The 16,857-nt window shown below is 59.7% G+C and carries 22 protein-coding genes; 6 read left to right on the forward strand and 16 right to left on the reverse strand.

Going from position 1 to position 16,857, the window contains the following annotated elements; translation table 11 throughout:
• Nucleotides 1-23: 23 nt before the first annotated feature.
• From ABJ076_RS07110 to ABJ076_RS07120, 3 genes are all read right to left on the reverse strand, one after another.
• The gene (locus ABJ076_RS07110) at nucleotides 24-908 is read right to left on the reverse strand and encodes a lipid A biosynthesis lauroyl acyltransferase (protein WP_348194556.1); all 885 of its coding nucleotides are present in this window, start codon (nucleotides 906-908) and stop codon (nucleotides 24-26) included.
• A gap of 115 nt (nucleotides 909-1,023) precedes the next feature.
• Nucleotides 1,024-1,590 carry a peroxiredoxin-like family protein gene (locus ABJ076_RS07115; RefSeq protein ID WP_348194558.1) on the reverse strand — a complete coding sequence of 189 codons (567 nt, stop codon included), beginning with the start codon at nucleotides 1,588-1,590 and terminating at the stop codon, nucleotides 1,024-1,026.
• A 140-nt stretch (nucleotides 1,591-1,730) separates the two neighbouring features.
• A complete protein-coding gene (locus ABJ076_RS07120; protein WP_348194560.1) occupies nucleotides 1,731-2,297 on the reverse strand; it encodes a TetR/AcrR family transcriptional regulator in 567 nt (188 codons plus the stop codon).
• A 192-nt stretch (nucleotides 2,298-2,489) separates the two neighbouring features.
• Between ABJ076_RS07120 and ABJ076_RS07125 the strand changes: the two genes are divergently transcribed.
• Complete coding sequence (locus tag ABJ076_RS07125; RefSeq protein ID WP_348194561.1) at nucleotides 2,490-2,645, forward strand: hypothetical protein; 156 nt, start codon at nucleotides 2,490-2,492, stop codon at nucleotides 2,643-2,645.
• 38 nt (nucleotides 2,646-2,683) lie between these two features.
• On the opposite strand, the gene ABJ076_RS07130 is transcribed toward ABJ076_RS07125, so the two are convergent.
• Nucleotides 2,684-3,166, reverse strand: a complete 483-nt coding sequence (locus tag ABJ076_RS07130) for a tRNA (cytidine(34)-2'-O)-methyltransferase (RefSeq protein WP_348194563.1) — start codon at nucleotides 3,164-3,166, stop codon at nucleotides 2,684-2,686.
• Between the two features lie 196 nt (nucleotides 3,167-3,362).
• Between ABJ076_RS07130 and petA the strand changes: the two genes are divergently transcribed.
• From petA to ABJ076_RS07155, 5 genes are all read left to right on the forward strand, one after another.
• Nucleotides 3,363-3,893, forward strand: coding sequence for a ubiquinol-cytochrome c reductase iron-sulfur subunit (gene petA / locus ABJ076_RS07135; protein ID WP_348194565.1), 531 nt, complete (start codon nucleotides 3,363-3,365; stop codon nucleotides 3,891-3,893).
• 12 nt (nucleotides 3,894-3,905) lie between these two features.
• A complete protein-coding gene (locus ABJ076_RS07140) occupies nucleotides 3,906-5,162 on the forward strand; it encodes a cytochrome b/b6 (protein WP_348194567.1) in 1,257 nt (418 codons plus the stop codon).
• Nucleotides 5,159-5,932 (forward strand): cytochrome c1, encoded by a 774-nt coding sequence (locus ABJ076_RS07145; protein ID WP_348194568.1) that lies wholly within the window; start codon nucleotides 5,159-5,161, stop codon nucleotides 5,930-5,932. Before ABJ076_RS07140 ends, ABJ076_RS07145 begins: the two co-directional genes overlap by 4 nt.
• Nucleotides 5,933-6,057: 125 nt before the next feature.
• The gene (locus ABJ076_RS07150; protein WP_348194570.1) at nucleotides 6,058-6,945 is read left to right on the forward strand and encodes an S-methyl-5'-thioadenosine phosphorylase; all 888 of its coding nucleotides are present in this window, start codon (nucleotides 6,058-6,060) and stop codon (nucleotides 6,943-6,945) included.
• A 48-nt stretch (nucleotides 6,946-6,993) separates the two neighbouring features.
• Nucleotides 6,994-7,452: a tetratricopeptide repeat protein gene (locus ABJ076_RS07155; RefSeq protein WP_348194572.1), complete on the forward strand. Its 459-nt coding sequence runs from the start codon at nucleotides 6,994-6,996 to the stop codon at nucleotides 7,450-7,452.
• A 127-nt stretch (nucleotides 7,453-7,579) separates the two neighbouring features.
• Here the strand turns inward: ABJ076_RS07155 and ABJ076_RS07160 are convergent, their stop codons facing one another.
• The 12 genes from ABJ076_RS07160 to ABJ076_RS07215 all read right to left on the reverse strand — a co-directional run bounded on the left by ABJ076_RS07160 (nucleotide 7,580) and on the right by ABJ076_RS07215 (nucleotide 16,844).
• Nucleotides 7,580-8,242, reverse strand: coding sequence for an HAD family phosphatase (locus ABJ076_RS07160; protein ID WP_348194574.1), 663 nt, complete (start codon nucleotides 8,240-8,242; stop codon nucleotides 7,580-7,582).
• Nucleotides 8,243-8,327: 85 nt separating this feature from the next.
• Nucleotides 8,328-8,990: an HAD family phosphatase gene (locus ABJ076_RS07165; protein WP_348194575.1), complete on the reverse strand. Its 663-nt coding sequence runs from the start codon at nucleotides 8,988-8,990 to the stop codon at nucleotides 8,328-8,330.
• A 164-nt stretch (nucleotides 8,991-9,154) separates the two neighbouring features.
• Nucleotides 9,155-10,297, reverse strand: a complete 1,143-nt coding sequence (locus ABJ076_RS07170; protein WP_348194577.1) for an acyl-CoA dehydrogenase family protein — start codon at nucleotides 10,295-10,297, stop codon at nucleotides 9,155-9,157.
• A gap of 12 nt (nucleotides 10,298-10,309) precedes the next feature.
• Nucleotides 10,310-11,509: an acyl-CoA dehydrogenase family protein gene (locus ABJ076_RS07175; RefSeq protein WP_348194578.1), complete on the reverse strand. Its 1,200-nt coding sequence runs from the start codon at nucleotides 11,507-11,509 to the stop codon at nucleotides 10,310-10,312.
• A gap of 12 nt (nucleotides 11,510-11,521) precedes the next feature.
• Nucleotides 11,522-12,703, reverse strand: a complete 1,182-nt coding sequence (locus tag ABJ076_RS07180) for an acetyl-CoA C-acyltransferase (RefSeq protein ID WP_348194580.1) — start codon at nucleotides 12,701-12,703, stop codon at nucleotides 11,522-11,524.
• A 101-nt stretch (nucleotides 12,704-12,804) separates the two neighbouring features.
• Entirely contained in the window at nucleotides 12,805-13,596 is a 792-nt protein-coding gene (ppk2, locus tag ABJ076_RS07185; protein WP_348194581.1) for a polyphosphate kinase 2, read from the reverse strand.
• Between the two features lie 56 nt (nucleotides 13,597-13,652).
• The gene (locus ABJ076_RS07190) at nucleotides 13,653-14,366 is read right to left on the reverse strand and encodes an SDR family NAD(P)-dependent oxidoreductase (RefSeq protein WP_348194583.1); all 714 of its coding nucleotides are present in this window, start codon (nucleotides 14,364-14,366) and stop codon (nucleotides 13,653-13,655) included.
• A gap of 16 nt (nucleotides 14,367-14,382) precedes the next feature.
• Nucleotides 14,383-14,658 carry a hypothetical protein gene (locus ABJ076_RS07195; protein ID WP_348194585.1) on the reverse strand — a complete coding sequence of 92 codons (276 nt, stop codon included), beginning with the start codon at nucleotides 14,656-14,658 and terminating at the stop codon, nucleotides 14,383-14,385.
• A complete protein-coding gene (locus ABJ076_RS07200) occupies nucleotides 14,655-15,416 on the reverse strand; it encodes a hypothetical protein (RefSeq protein WP_348194587.1) in 762 nt (253 codons plus the stop codon). Before ABJ076_RS07200 ends, ABJ076_RS07195 begins: the two co-directional genes overlap by 4 nt.
• A complete protein-coding gene (locus ABJ076_RS07205) occupies nucleotides 15,413-16,468 on the reverse strand; it encodes a Rieske 2Fe-2S domain-containing protein (RefSeq protein ID WP_348194588.1) in 1,056 nt (351 codons plus the stop codon). Before ABJ076_RS07205 ends, ABJ076_RS07200 begins: the two co-directional genes overlap by 4 nt.
• Entirely contained in the window at nucleotides 16,465-16,611 is a 147-nt protein-coding gene (locus ABJ076_RS07210; RefSeq protein ID WP_348194590.1) for a hypothetical protein, read from the reverse strand. Before ABJ076_RS07210 ends, ABJ076_RS07205 begins: the two co-directional genes overlap by 4 nt.
• Nucleotides 16,608-16,844 (reverse strand): hypothetical protein, encoded by a 237-nt coding sequence (locus tag ABJ076_RS07215; RefSeq protein WP_348194592.1) that lies wholly within the window; start codon nucleotides 16,842-16,844, stop codon nucleotides 16,608-16,610. Before ABJ076_RS07215 ends, ABJ076_RS07210 begins: the two co-directional genes overlap by 4 nt.
• Nucleotides 16,845-16,857: the final 13 nt, after the last annotated feature.

Below are 16,857 nucleotides of genomic sequence, written 5' to 3' on the forward strand. Positions count from 1 at the left end.
GAGAATTCGCCGGAGCTTGCGCCTTAATCTGGCCAGCGCCGGTGTACCCAGAACCATTCCGACGGCCGTTCCCGCACCCACTCCTCGATCATGGTTGTCGCCGTCTGAGTGAGGATGCGCACGGCCTCTTTCCGGTCTGTCGTGTCCGGCTTTGTAAGGGGCGGGTATATAGTCGCTCGGAATCGGGCGCCGGGCAGCCGCTCGACTCGGGTCGGATAGATATCGCAGTCGAGCATTTGGGCGAGTTCGGCAAAGGCGCTCGGCGTCATCGCGTCACGTCCGAAGAACTTGGCTGGGATACCTTCCCGTAGTTTCTGGTCGATCAGCAGGGCAACAGAGCGATTCTGTTTCAGGATCTTGATCAGCTCCCGCACGGCGCGCGGTCCCTTGGCGACCAGTTGTACATCCGGGTGGGGTCTCCGGGCCTCGAAAAGCTCTGTCAGATAGGGATTGTTGGGGCTCCGGAATACTGGGTTCACCGGCAGATTACGCAAAGCGGAGGCAATCGGCAGGACCTCCCAGTTGGCAAGATGAGCCGAAAAGAAAACGGCCGGGCGCGGATTGGCGGCGAGCTTTTCAAGCCGTTCGCCGCCATGAACTTCCAGACGGCTGGAAGCTTCGGCCTTGATTGTATCGTGGTGCGGATATTCAGCAGCGGTCCGGCCAAGATTGTTCCACATTCCGTTCAGGATACGCCTGATCTCGGCGCTGTCTTTTTCCGGGAAGGCGCGCTCGAGGTTCCGTCGGGCCGTGCGGTGCACGGGCAGGCATGGTCCGACGAGCTGCAGGATCTTGCCGCCGATCCAGGACGCGGCAGTGAGAGGCAGCAGGCGCACGACAAACAGCAGAACTGCCACGAGGGCGGCTTCTAGTCGGAAACGGAGTGTCTTAAGCGGATGGTTTTTCACGCTGCCCTAGTAGCTCAAGGCCGGAGCCGGTGCCAGTGGAATCGGGGCATGCAGGGAGCGAGCAACGCCATGGCAAGAGAGGGGAAGCCGCTGGGCGACTTCCCCGGACGTTCGATTATTCGGCTGCTTGTGCGAGGTGATCGACGATTTCGCCACGACCCGGATAATCATTCGCGATAACGAAATCGAGGGCCTTCAGGACTGCTGCGAAATCCGGGCGTGCGAACGGCATGGACTGGACACTGGCGAAGTACAGCTCGCCGTTTGGCCGGACCACGAACAGACCCGGCTCGACGAACAGTTTCGGCTCCTCAATGCCGACGGAAGTCTTGCCGCGACCGGCAGAGATGTAGAGACCCCACTCACGGGCCTTCTCAAGTGTCAGTCCGTAACCGAGCGTGAGGTTCTCGATCTTCCAGTCGTCTCTGGCTTGCGTGGCGCGGGCTTCATCGTCGCTGGAAAGCGCGATCACATCGACGCCGCGTTCCTTGAAATCCGCGAGTTTGCGGTCGAGATCTTTCAGATACATGCCGCAGATCGGGCAATGCAGGCCGCGATAAACAACGACCATGGTGAAATTCTCGGGCTTTGCATCGGAGATTTCCCAGTTCCCGCCGCCGAGTGTTTTAACGGAAAGGGCAGGTACCTGCTGACGAGGAAAGAGCGGAGTAAGCTGAGTCATGGATGTTTTCCCGTGGCTGAATTTTATAAGCATCAATATGGAACACTTGTTCCAAAATTCAAAATCAATAACCGCTCTTCAACAAAATGCGTTCAAACGAAACGATCCAATGGCGGAAGAAAAGGTCTTTTGGGGCGCTTTTACTCGGCCGCGATCGGCAGCTCAGGATGTCTATCCTCGATCACGGACATTGCGCTGTTGACGACATCGCGCATGGTTTCTGCGTCCGCGTCGGCGCGTGCGAACACACGGATTCCGTTTGCCGTCGCTGTCATGAACCTGGCAGTCGCCCGGGCATCAATCTCAGAGGGGATTTCGCCGTCGTCCTGCGCGCGCAGCAGGGTTTGATGGAAGACATCTTCAACCCGAGCAAAACTGCCGCGGAGTATCCCGCCGATGACGGGGTCATGTGGGGCTAGTTCAACAACGGAGTTCGTAATCAGGCAACCGAGCTTGCGGCCGTCGCCGACAGAGAAGGTAATAAGATCTTCGAAATAGGTCCGGATCGCCGTCAGGGCCGAATCTGTACTCTGCATCTTGGCTAGGCGTTTGGCGCTGACATTTGAAATATAAAAATCAATCGCGGCTTCAAAAAGCCCGCGTTTGTCGCCGAAGGTATCGTACATCGAGCCGCGGTTGATGCCGGTTACCTTGACCAGATCCTGAATGGATGTCGCCTCGTAGCCGCGGATCCAAAACGCCTGCATGGCTTTTTGCAGGACGTCGGATCGATCAAATTCTTTTTGTCTTGCCATGACTTCAGGATGGTTGCTGTGACGAAAATGTCAAGTTTTGCACTGGTATAGCCCAGATAATGATGTGGTTTGATTAAAATATTGATGTGGCTTGACTAAAATATGGTTAATCGAAATCGCTTCTCTTCAACTCAGGAACGCGGGATGGGAGGAGACGAGAAAATCAAGACGCCGGAATTGTTTGCAGAATGCTTGGGAGAGGAGGTGATGAAGTCCCTTTTTGATAATCACGGCACAGAAAACCCCGGCCACAGGGCTTTCTCGAAAGTTAACGACTTTGATGCTGCGCTCTGCATGTAAGAACAGACGGTCAAAAACTGGCGCAGGTGGGTTTGGCTCTAGGCCTGTCCGCCATTCGGATGAGCCGGGATGCCTTGGTTGAAACCGGTCTGGCGCAGCGCCTCCCAGGCTGCGATGGAAGCGCTCACCGCGAGGTTCAGTGATCTCAGGCCGCTTTGCATCGGAATGGAGATGCGGGCATCGGCCCGGTTGTGAACCTCTTCCGGTACGCCGGCGGATTCTTGACCGAACAGGAGTGTGTCGTCCGCTTTGAAGTTGAAATCCTGAAGGAAGGCGTCTGCTTTTGTTGTCAGCAGGACCAGTCGTCCAGACGTTCTCTGCTCCAGAAAGCGCTCCCATGAATTGTGCCGCGACCAGTCCACATGATCGATGTAATCCATACCTGCACGGCGCATCCGGGCATCGCTCAGAGCGAAGCCGCAGGGCTCGATAATGTCCACCGGCAAGCCAAAACAGGCGGCCATACGGAGAATGGTGCCGGTATTTTGTGGGATATCCGGTTGATAGAGGGCAATTCGCACGGGCAGGGGCCTATTGCTGACAGGAGACTAGGGAGGCTTTGCAATTGGTTTCCGGGTGCAGTATAGGACGATGCAATAGCGTCAGAGCAGGCTTTCGTCTGCCAGTAGCGCGCGACCCTGTGTCGCACTCACACCGGCAGGGGACGATATAAGTTTCTTGGCGATTCAATAAGTGGGCGAGAGGTGCTGATTTACAATGGCTGAGGTAGAAGAAGGCGCGACACGGCGCGACTTTATCAATGTCGCCAGCGGCGCGGTTGGCGTGGTTGGCATCGCGGCTGCGGCTTGGCCGTTCATCAACCAAATGAACCCGGCGGCGGATACGCTGGCCCTCGCGAGCACGGAGGTTGATATCTCCGGGGTCGAGGAAGGCATGTCGATCACGGTCGTCTGGCGCGGCAAGCCGGTTTTTGTTCGTCATCGTACGGCGAAGGAAATCGAAGAGGCAAAGGATGTCGATCTCGGCGAGTTGCGGGACCCGACACCGGACGCAGATCGTGTGCAGAAGCCGGAATGGCTCATCCTGATCGGGATCTGCACCCATCTGGGTTGCGTTCCGCTTGGTCAGAAGACGACCGAGCCGCGCGGGGATTACGACGGCTGGTTCTGCCCGTGCCATGGATCTCACTACGATAGCTCCGGGCGAATTCGCAAAGGCCCGGCTCCACTTAACCTTCCCGTACCGCCATACGTCTTCACCGGCGATACCGCGATCAAAATCGGTTGAGGAGCGTGATCTATGAGCACAGCTAATTTTACAAATCCGGTTGTCCGGTGGATCGACCACCGCCTGCCGATCTTCACCTTTCTGCATCATGAAGCGCATGAGTATCCGACACCGAAGAATCTGAGCTATTGGTGGAACTTCGGCTCGCTGGCCGGAATCATGCTGGTCATCATGATCGTTACCGGCATCACGTTGGCAATGCATTACACGCCGCATGTCGATTACGCCTTTGCCTCTGTCGAGCGTATCATGCGCGACGTCAACTCCGGCTGGTTGATCCGCTACATCCATATGAACGGCGCCAGTTTCTTCTTCATTGCCGTTTATATCCACATGTTCCGCGGCCTCTATTACGGCTCCTACAAGGCTCCGCGTGAGCTGCTATGGATGCTGGGTGTCGTGATCATGCTGCTGATGATGGCAACTGCTTTCATGGGCTACGTGCTTCCCTGGGGCCAGATGAGCTTCTGGGGCGCGACCGTTATCACCAACCTTTTCTCCGCGATTCCGATCGTCGGCGAAAGTGTTGTGACATGGCTGTGGGGCGGCTTCTCGGTCGATAATGCGACCCTGAACCGGTTCTTTGCGCTTCACTACCTGCTTCCGTTCGTGATCTTCGCCGTCGTTGTGCTGCACATCATCGCGCTGCATCGTTTCGGTTCGAACAACCCGCTGGGCATTGATGTGAAGGGGCCGCAGGACACGATCCCGTTCCATCCTTATTACACGATCAAGGATGCGTTCGGTCTCTTCGTCTTCCTGATCCCGTTCGCCTTTTTCATCTTCTTTGCGCCGAACTTCCTGGGCCATCCGGACAACTATATTCCGGCCAATCCGTTGGTTACACCGGCGCATATCGTGCCTGAATGGTACTTCCTGCCGTTCTACGCGATCCTGCGTGCGGTTCCGGACAAGCTGTTCGGGGTTGTGGCGATGTTCGGTGCCATCGCGGTCCTGTTCATCCTGCCCTGGCTTGACAGATCCCCGGTACGAAGCGGCAGCTTCCGGCCAGTCTTCAAAATCTTCTTCTGGCTGCTGTTCTTGGACTGCATCGCGTTGACATGGCTCGGCGGCAAGCCGGCTGAAGGCTGGTACGTCACAGCGTCCCGGATCGCGACGGTCTATTACTTCTTCTACTTCCTTGTCGCGCTTCCTCTGCTCTCGATTTTCGAGACGCCGAAGCCTTTGCCGAAGAGCATCAGTGAGTCCGTGCTTGGCGGCGCGGGTGGAATGGCAGCTGCTCCTGCTGCCGCGAAGGAGAAAGCATGATGGGTATGAAATCTCTGATCGCGGCGACAGCGTTGGTCTCGGCTCTCGCCATTGGTGGACAGACGGCACATGCAGCCGGTGATGCCATTCACTATGAAAAGCAGGATTGGTCATTCTCCGGCCTGTTCGGCACTTTCGACCGGGGGGCCGCTCAGCGTGGCCTCCAAGTCTACCGGGAAGTCTGTGCGACCTGTCATTCTCTGGACTACATCTCTTTCCGGAATCTGGCCGGTCTCGGCTATTCGGAAGAAGAAGTGAAGGCGATCGCGGCTGAATACGAAGTCGAGGACGGCCCGAATGATGAGGGTGAAATGTTCGCCCGCGCGGGTACGGCGGCGGATCGTTTCGTCGCGCCGTTTGCAAACGACAATGCAGCGCGCGCTTCAAACGGGGGTGCCTTGCCGCCGGATCTGTCTCTCATCGTTGAGGCGCGGGCCGGTTTCGAGGATTACATCTATGCTCTTCTGACTGGCTACGGCGAGGCTCCGGAAGGCGTGAATGTCGCGGAAGGCATGAGCTACAACAAAGCCTTCCCCGGACATCAGATCGCTATGGCACAGCCGCTCTATGAAGATGGCGTCACCTATGCGGACGGTACCACGGCCTCTGTGGACCAGATGGCCAGGGACGTCACGACGTTCCTGACTTGGGCGGCAGAGCCGAACCTTGAGGAACGCAAGCGGACAGGTGTCGCGGTGATCCTGTTCCTGATCGTTGCCAGCGGACTATTCTATGCTTCCAAGCGGAAGATTTGGGCCGACGTGCACTGATCTGACCGATCATATCTATGAGAGGGCCGCGTCTTTGGATGCGGCCTTTTCTTTTGCCGTTGGCAAGGACGCAGCCATCCGCTAGGCAGAGAGCCAGATTTGTTTCTGGAAGAAGGTTGCATCCCATGACTGCACTGACGCGTGACGCGGTTCTCGGCTTTATCGGCGGCAGCGGGATCTATGAGATCGACGGTTTGTCCAATACACGCTGGGAGACAGTCTCCTCGCCTTTTGGCACACCGTCCGACCAGCTTCTTTTTGGAGAACTGGATGGTCAGAAACTGGTCTTCCTGCCGCGCCACGGTCGCGGCCACAAACTGAACCCGAGCGGGATCAACTATCGGGCCAATATCGATGCGATGAAACGTGCCGGGGTGACGGACATCATCTCGCTCAGCGCCGTCGGTTCTCTCAAAGAAGAGTACGCACCCGGGCATTTCGTGCTGATTGACCAGTTCATCGACCGCACCTTCGCCCGCGAGAAGACCTTCTACACGAACGGCTGCGCTGCGCACGTGTCATTCTCCCATCCGGTCTCCGAACGCATCCAGGCAGCGCTGACGGGTGCCTGCAAGCAGCTCGGCCTGCCCTACAGCGTGAGCGGGACCTATATCTGTATGGAAGGCCCGCAATTCTCTACCTTCGCCGAGAGCACGCTGTATCGCTCCTGGGGCTGTGATGTGGTCGGCATGACCAACATGCCGGAGGCGAAACTCGCACGTGAGGCAGAGATCCCTTACGCCACCGTCGCCATGATTACCGATTACGACTGCTGGCATCCGGAACATGATAGCGTCACCGTCGAGCAGGTCATCAAGGTGCTGACCGGAAACGCGGAGAAAGCCCGCGATCTGGTCCGGACCGTCGCGCCGATGCTGGCGAAGCGACCCGAAGTAGACGAGCAGGGCGGTGACAACGCATTGCAGTACGCCATGATCACCCATCCAGAAGCCCGCGATCCCGAACTGGTCGCGAAACTGGATGCCGTCGCCGGGCGCGTGCTGGGTGGCTGACGCTCACCTGTGGTGCTATTGGATGAGGCAGGGTAAGGTGGTCTCGTCATGGAACGGACCTCGCAAGACAGCCAGTCCCGAGTGGGACGGGTGGTGAATATCGGCACGGCACGGCTGGAAAACCTTTATCGGCGGGTCACGAAAGACCAGCCGGAAAGCCCGCGCTCGCTCCATGTCAAAAGTATCCTAGCGATGCAGAACGGCCGGCATGACGAGGCCGCACAACTCGTGGGGCAGGCCGCTCTACTCGATCCGGCGGACGCTGACCATCAGCGCCAGCTCGGCCGGACATGCTTCGAGGCCGGTTGGCTTGAGCCCGCCGCCAACGCCCTTAACCGTGCCATCTACCTCAATCCCTCCGACCCGGACCCGTGGTTCACCCTCGGTCAGGTCTTCGACGCCGCTGGCAACAAGGACCATGCCCGGACCTGCTACGAGCAGTGCCTCGCCCTGAACCCGCGCTTCCACGACGCCCGCATCGCGATGGCGGAGATGGAGTTGGGATAAGGATCGCTCGTAATCGGTCGATACCTCATTATTACGAGCAACGGGGTTTGCCAAAGTCTCAAATGAAGTGCAACACCTGGATAAGGTGTTGGGATGGGAAGGCGTGCTCGTTCGTTACTGAAAGAGGTCAGCCAAGTTGTTGCCGGATCTCGTCGTGATGCGCGAAAACGTCTGCTGCGCCTGCTTCTCTAAGGCGTGAAGGGAGGCTGGCTTCTCCTTCCGCATCGCCCGTATATCCCCAGGCTGTCATTCCGGCCGCACGGGCGCCGAGGACACCGTTCACACTGTCTTCGATTACGAGGCAACGATCTGGCGCGACGCCAAGCTTTTCCGCTGCGTGAAGGAAGATGTCGGGTGCCGGTTTCGCTTTCTCGACATGGTCGCTGGAGACCACGTGCGGTTCGAAGAACTCCAGCAGCGCTGTCATTTCCAGCTTGGTGCGGAGCGCCTTGTGACCGCTGGACGAGGCGACAGCGCGGGGATGGGTGATGCCGCCAAGCAAGGCCGCCGCTCCCTCCATCGCCGCCAGTTCGGTCTCGAACGCTTTCCATGTAGCGCTGGAGAGCCCGTCGGAGAAGTGCTCGGGCAGTGGTGTGCCGAAAGCCGCCTGATGATCGCCGGAAAGGATCGACAGAAAATCCGGCCAGGAGCGGCCTTTTACCCGGTGTACATACTCGGCTCGGTCATAGGTGAGGCCGAGCGCGGCCAAGTGCTCAAGTTCCAGCGCGACATGGATCGATTCGGAATTCACCAGAACGCCGTCGCAGTCGAATATAATGGCGGAAAACATGGGAGGCCCTTTCGCGAGTATACATCGCAGTTTCGAGGGCCTCTCCAAATACGGGATTACACCGGGCCTGTCACCGGCCCACTTGTCATGGCAGCTTTGCGCGAATCTCGTCATGATGGGCAAAGATCTCGTGTGCTCCGGCGTCGCGGAGCATGTCCGGCAGATCGGTGTCGCCGCCGCTCTCGCCGACATAGCCCCAAACCGTCATGCCTGCTGCCGCGCCGGCGGTAACGCCGGTTGTGCTGTCCTCGATGACGAGACACTCGCGAGCGGCGGCACCAAGCCGCTGGGCGGCAAGAAGGAACATATCCGGCGCCGGTTTGCCGTTCTCGACATCTTCCAGGGAGATCATGTGCGGGGCAAAATGCTCGATAAGCCCGGTATGGCGCAATTTGCGTTCGAGCGACGCTGCACGGCTGTTCGAGGCGACAGCCTTGGGGCGTGTGATGCTGTCGAGCAGAGCGTCGATGCCGTCAGTCGGTCTCAGCGAGCGTTGGTACTCCGCCCAAGTGCCGTCTTTGATGGCGTCATAGCTGCTTTCGGGTAGCGGCTTGCCGAAGGTCTCCAGGTATTCTGCCTCGATCATCATGGTGAATTGTGGCCAGGACTTGCCCTTGAAGCGTTGGCTATAGGCATGCGGTTCGTAATTCAGGCCAAGCCCGGCGAGAAAGCGCCGATAATAGTCTCTGAGGATGGACTCGGAATTGATGAGGACGCCGTCGCAGTCGAAGATGATAGCGGAAAACATGAGAGCATCCGGTCAGAAGAAAGGAGCTCCGGTGTAGGCAATTTCGGCGCGGCTGTCACCGGTGGATGACCGATGCCTGAAAGTTAAAACAAAACTTTCATCTCCACACCAAACCGTCACCCCGTCGAAAGCCGGGATGACGGCTGTTGTATAGATGCGGGGCTTTAGGCCGCGGCGTCGGACAAAGCCGCGAAGCGTTCCTGATGGTGGTCGGTATCGCCGAACAGATGGTCGAGCATGATCAGCCGTTTGGTATAATGCGCGACCGGGACTTCCCGGGTCATGCCGATGCCGCCATGCAGCTGGACCGCCTGTTCTCCGACAAAGCGGGCGTGGCGGCCGATGCCGGATTTGGCGGCACTAACCGCAAGCTCACGCACGTCCCGGGGTTCACCCAGGCGGGCGGCGGCCAGGATCGCCAGCGAACGGGCTTCCTCCAACGCAATCCTCATTTCGACGGCCCGGTGCTGCAGCACCTGGAACTGGCTGAGAGCCTTGCCGAACTGCTTGCGGGTCTTCAGGTATTCGACCGTAGTATCGACCGCCATGTTCATGGCGCCGACCGCTTCGCCAGACAGCAGGATGACGGCGCGGGCCAGCACTTCCTCGATGGCATGGAAGCAGGCACCGGGCGTGCCGAGCACCGCATCCTCGGCAATCTCGACGCCGTCGAGTGCTATTTCGGCGACACGGGTGCCGTCGATTGCCGGCGTGCTGTGCAGCTTCAGGTTGGCTGAGTCCCTGTCGACCAGGAACAGACCGATGCCGTCCTCGTCGTCATGGGCGCCGCTGACGCGTGCGGAGACAATCAACGTGTCCGCCTCGCCGCCATTGAGCACGACGGACTTGCGCCCGGTGAGTTTCCAGCCGCCGCCGACTTTCTCGGCCGTTGCGCGAACATGGGTGGCCTCATAGCGGCCGTCCGGCTCGCCATGGGCGAAAGCCAACAGTTTCTCGCCGCCGACAACAGCACCGAGGATCTCTTCCTTCTGGGTATCGGAGCCGAGCAGTTCGACCAGTCCGCCGCCGAGCACCACGGTGGCGAGATAGGGCTCGACCACAAGGCCCTGGCCTATTGCTTCGCCGACGATCATCAGATCGATACCGCCGCCACCGAGGCCGCCGAAATCTTCCGGGAAAGGCACGCCGAGCAGACCGAGTTCGGCAAACTGGCCCCAGACCTCGCGGGAGAAGCCTTCCTCTGTGTCGGCAGTCTTCTGCCGCTTTTCGAAATCATAGGTCTCGCGTACCAGGCGCTCGACCGTGTCCTTGAGCATCCGCTGCTCTTCGCTGAGCGAAAAATCCATGTTCCTGATCCCTTAGAGTCCGAGCCCGGCCTTGGCGATGATGTTCTTCTGGATCTCGTTCGATCCGCCATAAATGCTGAGCTTGCGCATGTTGAAATATTGCTGGGCCTTCGGCGCCGCGTAATCGGGGCCGACCGGCTCTCCATTGAAGCCGCCATCAAGCGCTTCCGACTGGAACGGCAGCGCGTACGGGCCGAGGGCACGGCGGGCTAGGTCGGTCAGCTCCTGACGGATCTCGGTGCCCCTGATCTTCAGGATTGAGCTTTCCAGCCCAGGCGCACCGCCGGACTGGACTTCGGCCAGCACGCGGAGGTTCGTCATCTCCAGCGCCAACAAGTCAATCTCGACCTTGGCGAGGCGGTTGCGGAACAATGGGTCCTCGAGCAGAGGGCGGCCATTCTTCATCTGGTCGCGGGCGATCGCCTTCAGATGCAGTAGACCGGCCTTGGAGGCGCCGACATTGGCGATACCGGTGCGCTCGTGGGTCAGCAGATACTTGGCGTAGGTCCAGCCCTTGTTCTCCTCGCCGACGATGTTTTCGGCAGGCACCTTCACATCGTCGAACCAGACTTCGTTCACCTCATGCTCGCCTTCGAGCAGGATGATCGGGCGGACAGTGATACCCGGCGTCTTCATGTCGATCAGCAAGAAGGAGATGCCTTGCTGGGGCTTGGCCGCATCCGGATCGGTGCGGACCAGGCAGAAGATATGATCCGCATACTGGCCGAGTGTGGTCCAGGTCTTCTGGCCGTTGACGATGTAGTGATCGCCTTCCAGCTTCGCGCTGCAACGCAGGGAGGCGAGGTCGGAGCCGGAGCCCGGTTCAGAATAGCCCTGGCACCACCAGTCGGTCAGGTCGAGGATACGCGGCAGGTAATAGTCCTTCTGCTCCTGGCTGCCGAATTTCATGATCACCGGAGCGACCATGTTGACGCCGAAGGGCAGGATGCGCGGAGCGCCTGCGGAATAGCATTCTTCGTCGAAGATATGCTTCTGCACGGGTGTCCAGCCCGGGCCGCCATATTCCTTCGGCCAGTTCGTGGCCAGCCAGCCGCGCTTCGACAGCGCCTGATGCCAGCGGAAATAGTCGTCTTTGACGAGGCGTTTGCCGCCTTTCATCTTGGCCCGGATATCGTCCGGAAGATCGGACTGCAGAAAGGCGCGTATCTCTTCGCGGAACGCCAGTTCCTCCGGGGTGAAATTCAAGTCCATTTGCCTGCTCCCTTATGCCACTTCAAAGAGCCCGGCGACGCCCATACCGCCGCCGACGCACATCGTGGTCACTACATATTTCGCGCCGCGGCGCTTTCCTTCGATCAAGGCGTGCCCGACCATGCGCGAGCCGGTCATCCCATAAGGATGACCGATAGAGATCGAGCCGCCGTTCACGTTCATTATCTCGTCCGGTATGCCGAGTTTATCGCGGCAATAGAGAACCTGCGAGGCGAAGGCCTCGTTCAGCTCCCATAGTCCGATATCCTCCAGCTTGACGCCGGTCCGCGCCAGCAGGCGCGGTATGGCGAACACCGGGCCGATGCCCATCTCGTCCGGCTCGCAGCCGGCGGTGGCCAGCCCGCGGAAGATGCCGAGTGGTTCCAGCCCACGCTGCTCCGCCAGCTTGCCGTCCATGATAACGCAGGCGGACGCGCCGTCCGAAAGCTGGCTGGAATTACCGGCGGTGATAAAATGTCCGTCGCCACGCACCGGCGTGAGACCCGCAAGGCCTTCCGGCGTGGTGCCGGGGCGGTTGCATTCGTCTTTGGTGAGGGTGACCGTCTCCCGGCTTATCTCGCCGGTTTCCTTGTTCTTCACCAGTTTCTCGACGGTGATCGGGACGATCTCGTCATCGAATTTGCCTGCTTCCTGGGCCGCCGCCGTGCGCTGTTGGCTCTTCAGGGCGTAGGCGTCCTGGGCCTCACGGCTGATGCTGTAGCGAGTGGCCACCAGATCCGCCGTCTCGATCATGGAATGATAGAGCTCGGGCTTGTGCTCCATCAGCCAAGGCTCTTCCAGCCGGGTCTGGTTCAGGTTGGTCTGGGTCAGGCTGATGGATTCAACCCCGCCCGCCGCCATCACCGGCACGCCATCGACAATGACGCGCTGCGCCGCCATGGCGATCGCCTGCAAGCCGGACGAGCAGAATCGATTGACGGTAACGCCGCCGGCGGAGACCGGCAAACCGGCGCGGATCGCCGAAAGCCTCGCGATATTCTTGCCCGTTGCCGCTTCCGGCAGGCCGCAGCCAAGGATCACATCCTCAATTTCGCCAGGCTCGACACCGGCGCGCGTGACCGCATGTTCGAGCGCATGCCCTGCCATGGTCGCGCCGTGGGTGTCGTTAAAGGCGCCGCGAAAGGATTTTGCCAGTCCCGTGCGGGCGGTCGAAAGGACGACTGCCTCTTTCACTCTTCATTCCTCCCAAGTGCTTTTCCTAAGTCATATCGAACTGCCGGGGAGGCCGACAAGTGTTTTCGAAATTCGGTTTCGCTTGGCGAAACTAAAGATGCTCAGAAAGGCTCCGGTATTGTTGTGCCGAAGCGTGGATCGTCCGGCGGGGCGTCCGGCAGATGTTCGCGGGGCGGCAGGTCCGGCGCCACAAAGGGAATCTTTTCATACTCGAACTGGTCGAGCAGATGGGAAATGCAGTTCAGGCGCGCGCGTTTCTTGTCATCGGAATCGACAATGAACCACGGTGCCTCAAGCGTGTGCGTGGCGCCGATCATGTCTTCATAGGCGCGCGAGTACTGATCCCAGAGCCGATAGGAATCGAGATCCATCGGGCTCAGTTTCCAGTGTTTGACCGGATCTGTCATGCGGGACAGGAAGCGCTTCTCCTGCTCGTCCTTGCTGACGTTCAGGAAATATTTGATCAGCTTGATCCCGGCTGAGACGATCTCCCGCTCGAAAAATACGGTGCTTTCGAGGAACTGGTCGACGGAATCCTGGTCGGTGAAGCCCATCACGCGCTCGACCCCGGCACGGTTGTACCAAGAGCGATCGAACAGCACGATCTCGCCTGCTGCTGGGAAATGCTGGATATAGCGCTGGGCGTAGAGCTGGGTCTTTTCCCGTTCGGTCGGTGCGGGAAGGGCGACTGTGCGGAATACACGCGGGCTCACCCGATCTGTTATCCGCTTGATCACGCCTCCTTTTCCGGCTGCATCTCGGCCCTCGAAAACAATTATCGCTCTCTCACCAGAAGCCTTGAGCCAAGCCTGTAGATGACACAGTTCGACCTGGAGGTCATAGAGCGCGCGCTGATAGGCCTTTCTAGAAAGGCCGCTGTCTGTTTTGCTCATTGAATGGTCTTCCGTCCGGTTATGTGCCGGATTAGACCATGCCGCTACGATGCCTGTCAGCCTTGCCCGGTGACTGGAATAGCAGCGCCGGTTATGGCCCGTGCGCTGTCGCTAGCCAGCACCAGCATGGCCTCGGCGAGGGCGGTGGGGGAGACCCATTGGCTGAAATCGGTATCCGGCATTGCCGCACGATTCTGCGGTGTGTCGATTGTGCTGGGCATCACTGCATTGATCCGGATGCCATCTGTGCGGTGCTCAGCGGCGGCAGCCTCGACAAGCCGAAGTACGGCTGCTTTCGAGGCGGCATAGGCGGAGAGCTCCGGCGCGGCGTTGAGACCGGCGAGAGCGGCAACATGCACAATTGTGCCCCCACCGCGTTGTTGCAGCAGAGGGATGGCTGTTCGGGTCAGAATGAACGCGGTTTCGGTATTGATCGCGTGCATTTTGCGCCAGGTCTCGACACTGTCCTCACGGATCCGGCCCATCGCGAAACCGCCAACAGTGTTCATCACGGCATCGACGCCACCAAAGGTTTCAACGCTTCTGGCGAAACCGCTTTCAACGGATGCCGGGTCGGCGAGATCCACATTATCGAGTAGCAAAATTCCAGCATCGCTCGCCGCATCAGGGAACTGTTGTTCCAGCGAGTTTTTCGAACGGCCGAGTGCCACAATCCTTGCGCCGGCGCGCCTTCCTGCCGCAACACAGGCTGCGCCCAGATTACCTGTCGCACCGCTGACCACAATTACCTTGCCCGCAATATCGGTCACTTCCGGTTTTTCCTCATTATTGAGTTTTGCGCCTGATCAGACCCGTCAGCAGCCGCCAGACCTGTTCGGCTATCCAGAGGCCGAGCGCGGCATAGAGTGGTACGGCGACAATCCGCAGGTCGTATAGCCAGCTTACTCGGATCACTTTCTCAGCACCGGGCCACAGATCTTTCAACCAGCGCCCGCGCAGCAGGGATGCTGCCTCGTCCGAATAATCATACATCAGCCAGCCAGCGGCGGCGGCATAGGCCAGTCCTAGAAGCAACCAGAGGAAGTCTTTCAGGCGCATCATATGAAACCGATCCGGCTGGCATCCGTGCGCAATATCAGCAGATCGCCCCGGCGATACAGGTCTCCCGTGACAGAGACATAGGGCGCGACATAATCCAGGATATCGGCGTCGAAGGCCTCGCCGTCTGCATTCGTTAGCAACAGCAGGGTCGGGGCCTCGTTCTCGTGAAAGACCGCCAGCATCGGCGGGATGCCGCCCATCAGGCAGAGATTGGCGCAGGCCCGGTGCACCTTGCCTTCGCCGGGCCGCATGGCGCCGAGATAGCATTTCGTATCGACGATCTCGCCGCGCAGCGTCACCGGGCCGAGCGGCACGTCAGCTGACGGTACAAAGCCCTGCACAGGTGCCGGATCCTTCGCTGCGCGGATCTTTGCGGCACCACCGACCTGAAGAATGCGCGCCCCTTCCCGGGTGATGAAGACGCCGCCGACATCGACGATGCTGCCGTCATGCTTCGCTGCACGTTTCTGTGCGCCGCGCTTGCCCGGATTGGAGAGCAGGATTGTCTGGCCATCGGGGTGGGCTTCGTCCGGCGGTATCCGCAGCATCGGATATGGGGCTGTCTGCAAGACACCGAGATGCTCTTGGTAGCCGCCCTTGAAGCCACCACTGCCATAGTCGGGCTGCCCTGCCAGCAGGGCGAATCCGCCGCCGATCCCGAGCCCCATCACCAGAGTGGTGACGACGGTCAGGAATATCGCGAGCTTCGGCGGAGTTTTTAGATAGCCGATGAAGAAATCGTTGGAGGACTGGCTCATGCGCTCTGCTCCAGCTGGATGGGCGGAACGGGAGTGCCGGGGGGCAGTGCGATGGCATCGATCAGCAGGCGATCACCGTCGCGGCGCAGGCGATATGTCGCCACTTTCTCGGTGAAGGGAGCGGGCGAGCAGCCGTCTTCCGGCCGGTACTGGTAGCCGTGCCAGGGGCAGGTGACACAACCGTCGATCATACGTCCTTCGGCCAGCGGGCCATTCTGGTGCGCGCAGGCATTGGAGAGCGCGGAGACCTTGCCGTCATAGCGGAACAGGGCGGCCTTCTCGCCGGTGGGCAGGAAGACTGTAACGCCGCCTTCGTCGGGCAGATCGCCGATATAAGCGGCGTGCACCCAGTCTCCATCAGAATCAGTGACGGCTTCCGCATCCGTCGCGGCGCGTTCGCGCAGGCCCGCCGCGATGTGCAGTCCGCAGACGAGAAGCACGCTGATGCCTGTTAGGCCGAGTAGCCAGGGCGAGTGTTCCGCTTGCAGCACGCCGAGCGCGATATGGCCGATCACGGCGGCGTAGGCCACGTAAACGGACATGTGGATGGCTTTCCAGACAGGCGCGCCTAGAAAGTTCAGCCAGAAATCATGACTGGTCGCTGCCAGGGTGAAGAGGATGCCGAGAGCAAAAATGCCGAGATACTCGAACGGGAAGGCCTGCCAGGACGTGACGGCGGTATTCGATGCGAGCAGTGCGACATAGCGGTCGACTGGACCGAAGGCTTGATACCAGCCGATTACCGCAAGCGCGTGGGCCAGCCCGACGAAGAAGATGGCGACGCCGAAATGCCGGCGGTTGTAGAGCAGCGGCAGAAACCTGCTGTCCAGCCGAGCCAGAGGGCCGATGCTGAGTACAATGGTCAGAAGCAGGAAGGCGCATGTGCCGAAGGCGCGCATGCGGAGCTGGGGGCCGCTGATCCGCGGGCTTTCCAGCCAGCCTGGTGCATACCGCAAGAACAGGATGATGAAGGCCGCGATACCGAATCCGAGCGCGAGATCGTAGATGATTTTGTTTCGGGTCCAGGTGATGGGCCTGTATTGCACGCTCATTGAGTTGCCCTTTCGCCGAGTTGAAGGGGCGGCTCGATCGGGCGGTCCTGACGCTGCAGAACGGTGATGAGCAGGAAGCCTGGCAGCAGGATCGCCAGAGCGATCCAGATCCTCAGGTGCCAGCGTTGATGACGGCGCTTCATTGTTCACTTCCCATGCGGCCGACAAGTGCCCAGCGCCAGAGGATCACCGGCCAGAACACCACCGTCGCCGGGATCAGAAGCAGTCGGAAGAGGTAGCTTCCCCGCGTGCTGGGATCGATCCTGTCGACCCCGTAGAGGAGGAAAGCGGCAGCCACCGCGATGCCGACATAACCGTAGTAGCTGGCGGCAGTGAAAATGCTCTGAACCGTTTCGACGGCCGGAACCTCAATCATCCGCTTGTTCTCT

This window comes from Nisaea sp., assembly GCF_039990255.1.
Classification (GTDB): domain Bacteria; phylum Pseudomonadota; class Alphaproteobacteria; order Thalassobaculales; family Thalassobaculaceae; genus Nisaea.

Coding starts and splice junctions, on each gene's coding strand:
- ABJ076_RS07120 (WP_348194560.1), bottom strand. CDS start 2,297: ATGCAGGCGTTTTGGATCCGCGGCTACGAGGCGACATCCATTCAGGAT.
- ABJ076_RS07125 (WP_348194561.1), top strand. CDS start 2,490: ATGGGAGGAGACGAGAAAATCAAGACGCCGGAATTGTTTGCAGAATGC.
- ABJ076_RS07210 (WP_348194590.1), bottom strand. CDS start 16,611: ATGAAGCGCCGTCATCAACGCTGGCACCTGAGGATCTGGATCGCTCTG.
- ABJ076_RS07140 (WP_348194567.1), top strand. CDS start 3,906: ATGAGCACAGCTAATTTTACAAATCCGGTTGTCCGGTGGATCGACCAC.
- ABJ076_RS07155 (WP_348194572.1), top strand. CDS start 6,994: ATGGAACGGACCTCGCAAGACAGCCAGTCCCGAGTGGGACGGGTGGTG.
- ABJ076_RS07160 (WP_348194574.1), bottom strand. CDS start 8,242: ATGTTTTCCGCCATTATATTCGACTGCGACGGCGTTCTGGTGAATTCC.
- ABJ076_RS07150 (WP_348194570.1), top strand. CDS start 6,058: ATGACTGCACTGACGCGTGACGCGGTTCTCGGCTTTATCGGCGGCAGC.
- ABJ076_RS07145 (WP_348194568.1), top strand. CDS start 5,159: ATGATGGGTATGAAATCTCTGATCGCGGCGACAGCGTTGGTCTCGGCT.
- ABJ076_RS07165 (WP_348194575.1), bottom strand. CDS start 8,990: ATGTTTTCCGCTATCATCTTCGACTGCGACGGCGTCCTCATCAATTCC.
- ABJ076_RS07175 (WP_348194578.1), bottom strand. CDS start 11,509: ATGGACTTGAATTTCACCCCGGAGGAACTGGCGTTCCGCGAAGAGATA.
- ABJ076_RS07215 (WP_348194592.1), bottom strand. CDS start 16,844: ATGATTGAGGTTCCGGCCGTCGAAACGGTTCAGAGCATTTTCACTGCC.
- ABJ076_RS07205 (WP_348194588.1), bottom strand. CDS start 16,468: ATGAGCGTGCAATACAGGCCCATCACCTGGACCCGAAACAAAATCATC.
- ABJ076_RS07200 (WP_348194587.1), bottom strand. CDS start 15,416: ATGAGCCAGTCCTCCAACGATTTCTTCATCGGCTATCTAAAAACTCCG.
- ppk2 (WP_348194581.1), bottom strand. CDS start 13,596: ATGAGCAAAACAGACAGCGGCCTTTCTAGAAAGGCCTATCAGCGCGCG.
- ABJ076_RS07170 (WP_348194577.1), bottom strand. CDS start 10,297: ATGGATTTTTCGCTCAGCGAAGAGCAGCGGATGCTCAAGGACACGGTC.
- ABJ076_RS07195 (WP_348194585.1), bottom strand. CDS start 14,658: ATGATGCGCCTGAAAGACTTCCTCTGGTTGCTTCTAGGACTGGCCTAT.
- ABJ076_RS07115 (WP_348194558.1), bottom strand. CDS start 1,590: ATGACTCAGCTTACTCCGCTCTTTCCTCGTCAGCAGGTACCTGCCCTT.
- petA (WP_348194565.1), top strand. CDS start 3,363: ATGGCTGAGGTAGAAGAAGGCGCGACACGGCGCGACTTTATCAATGTC.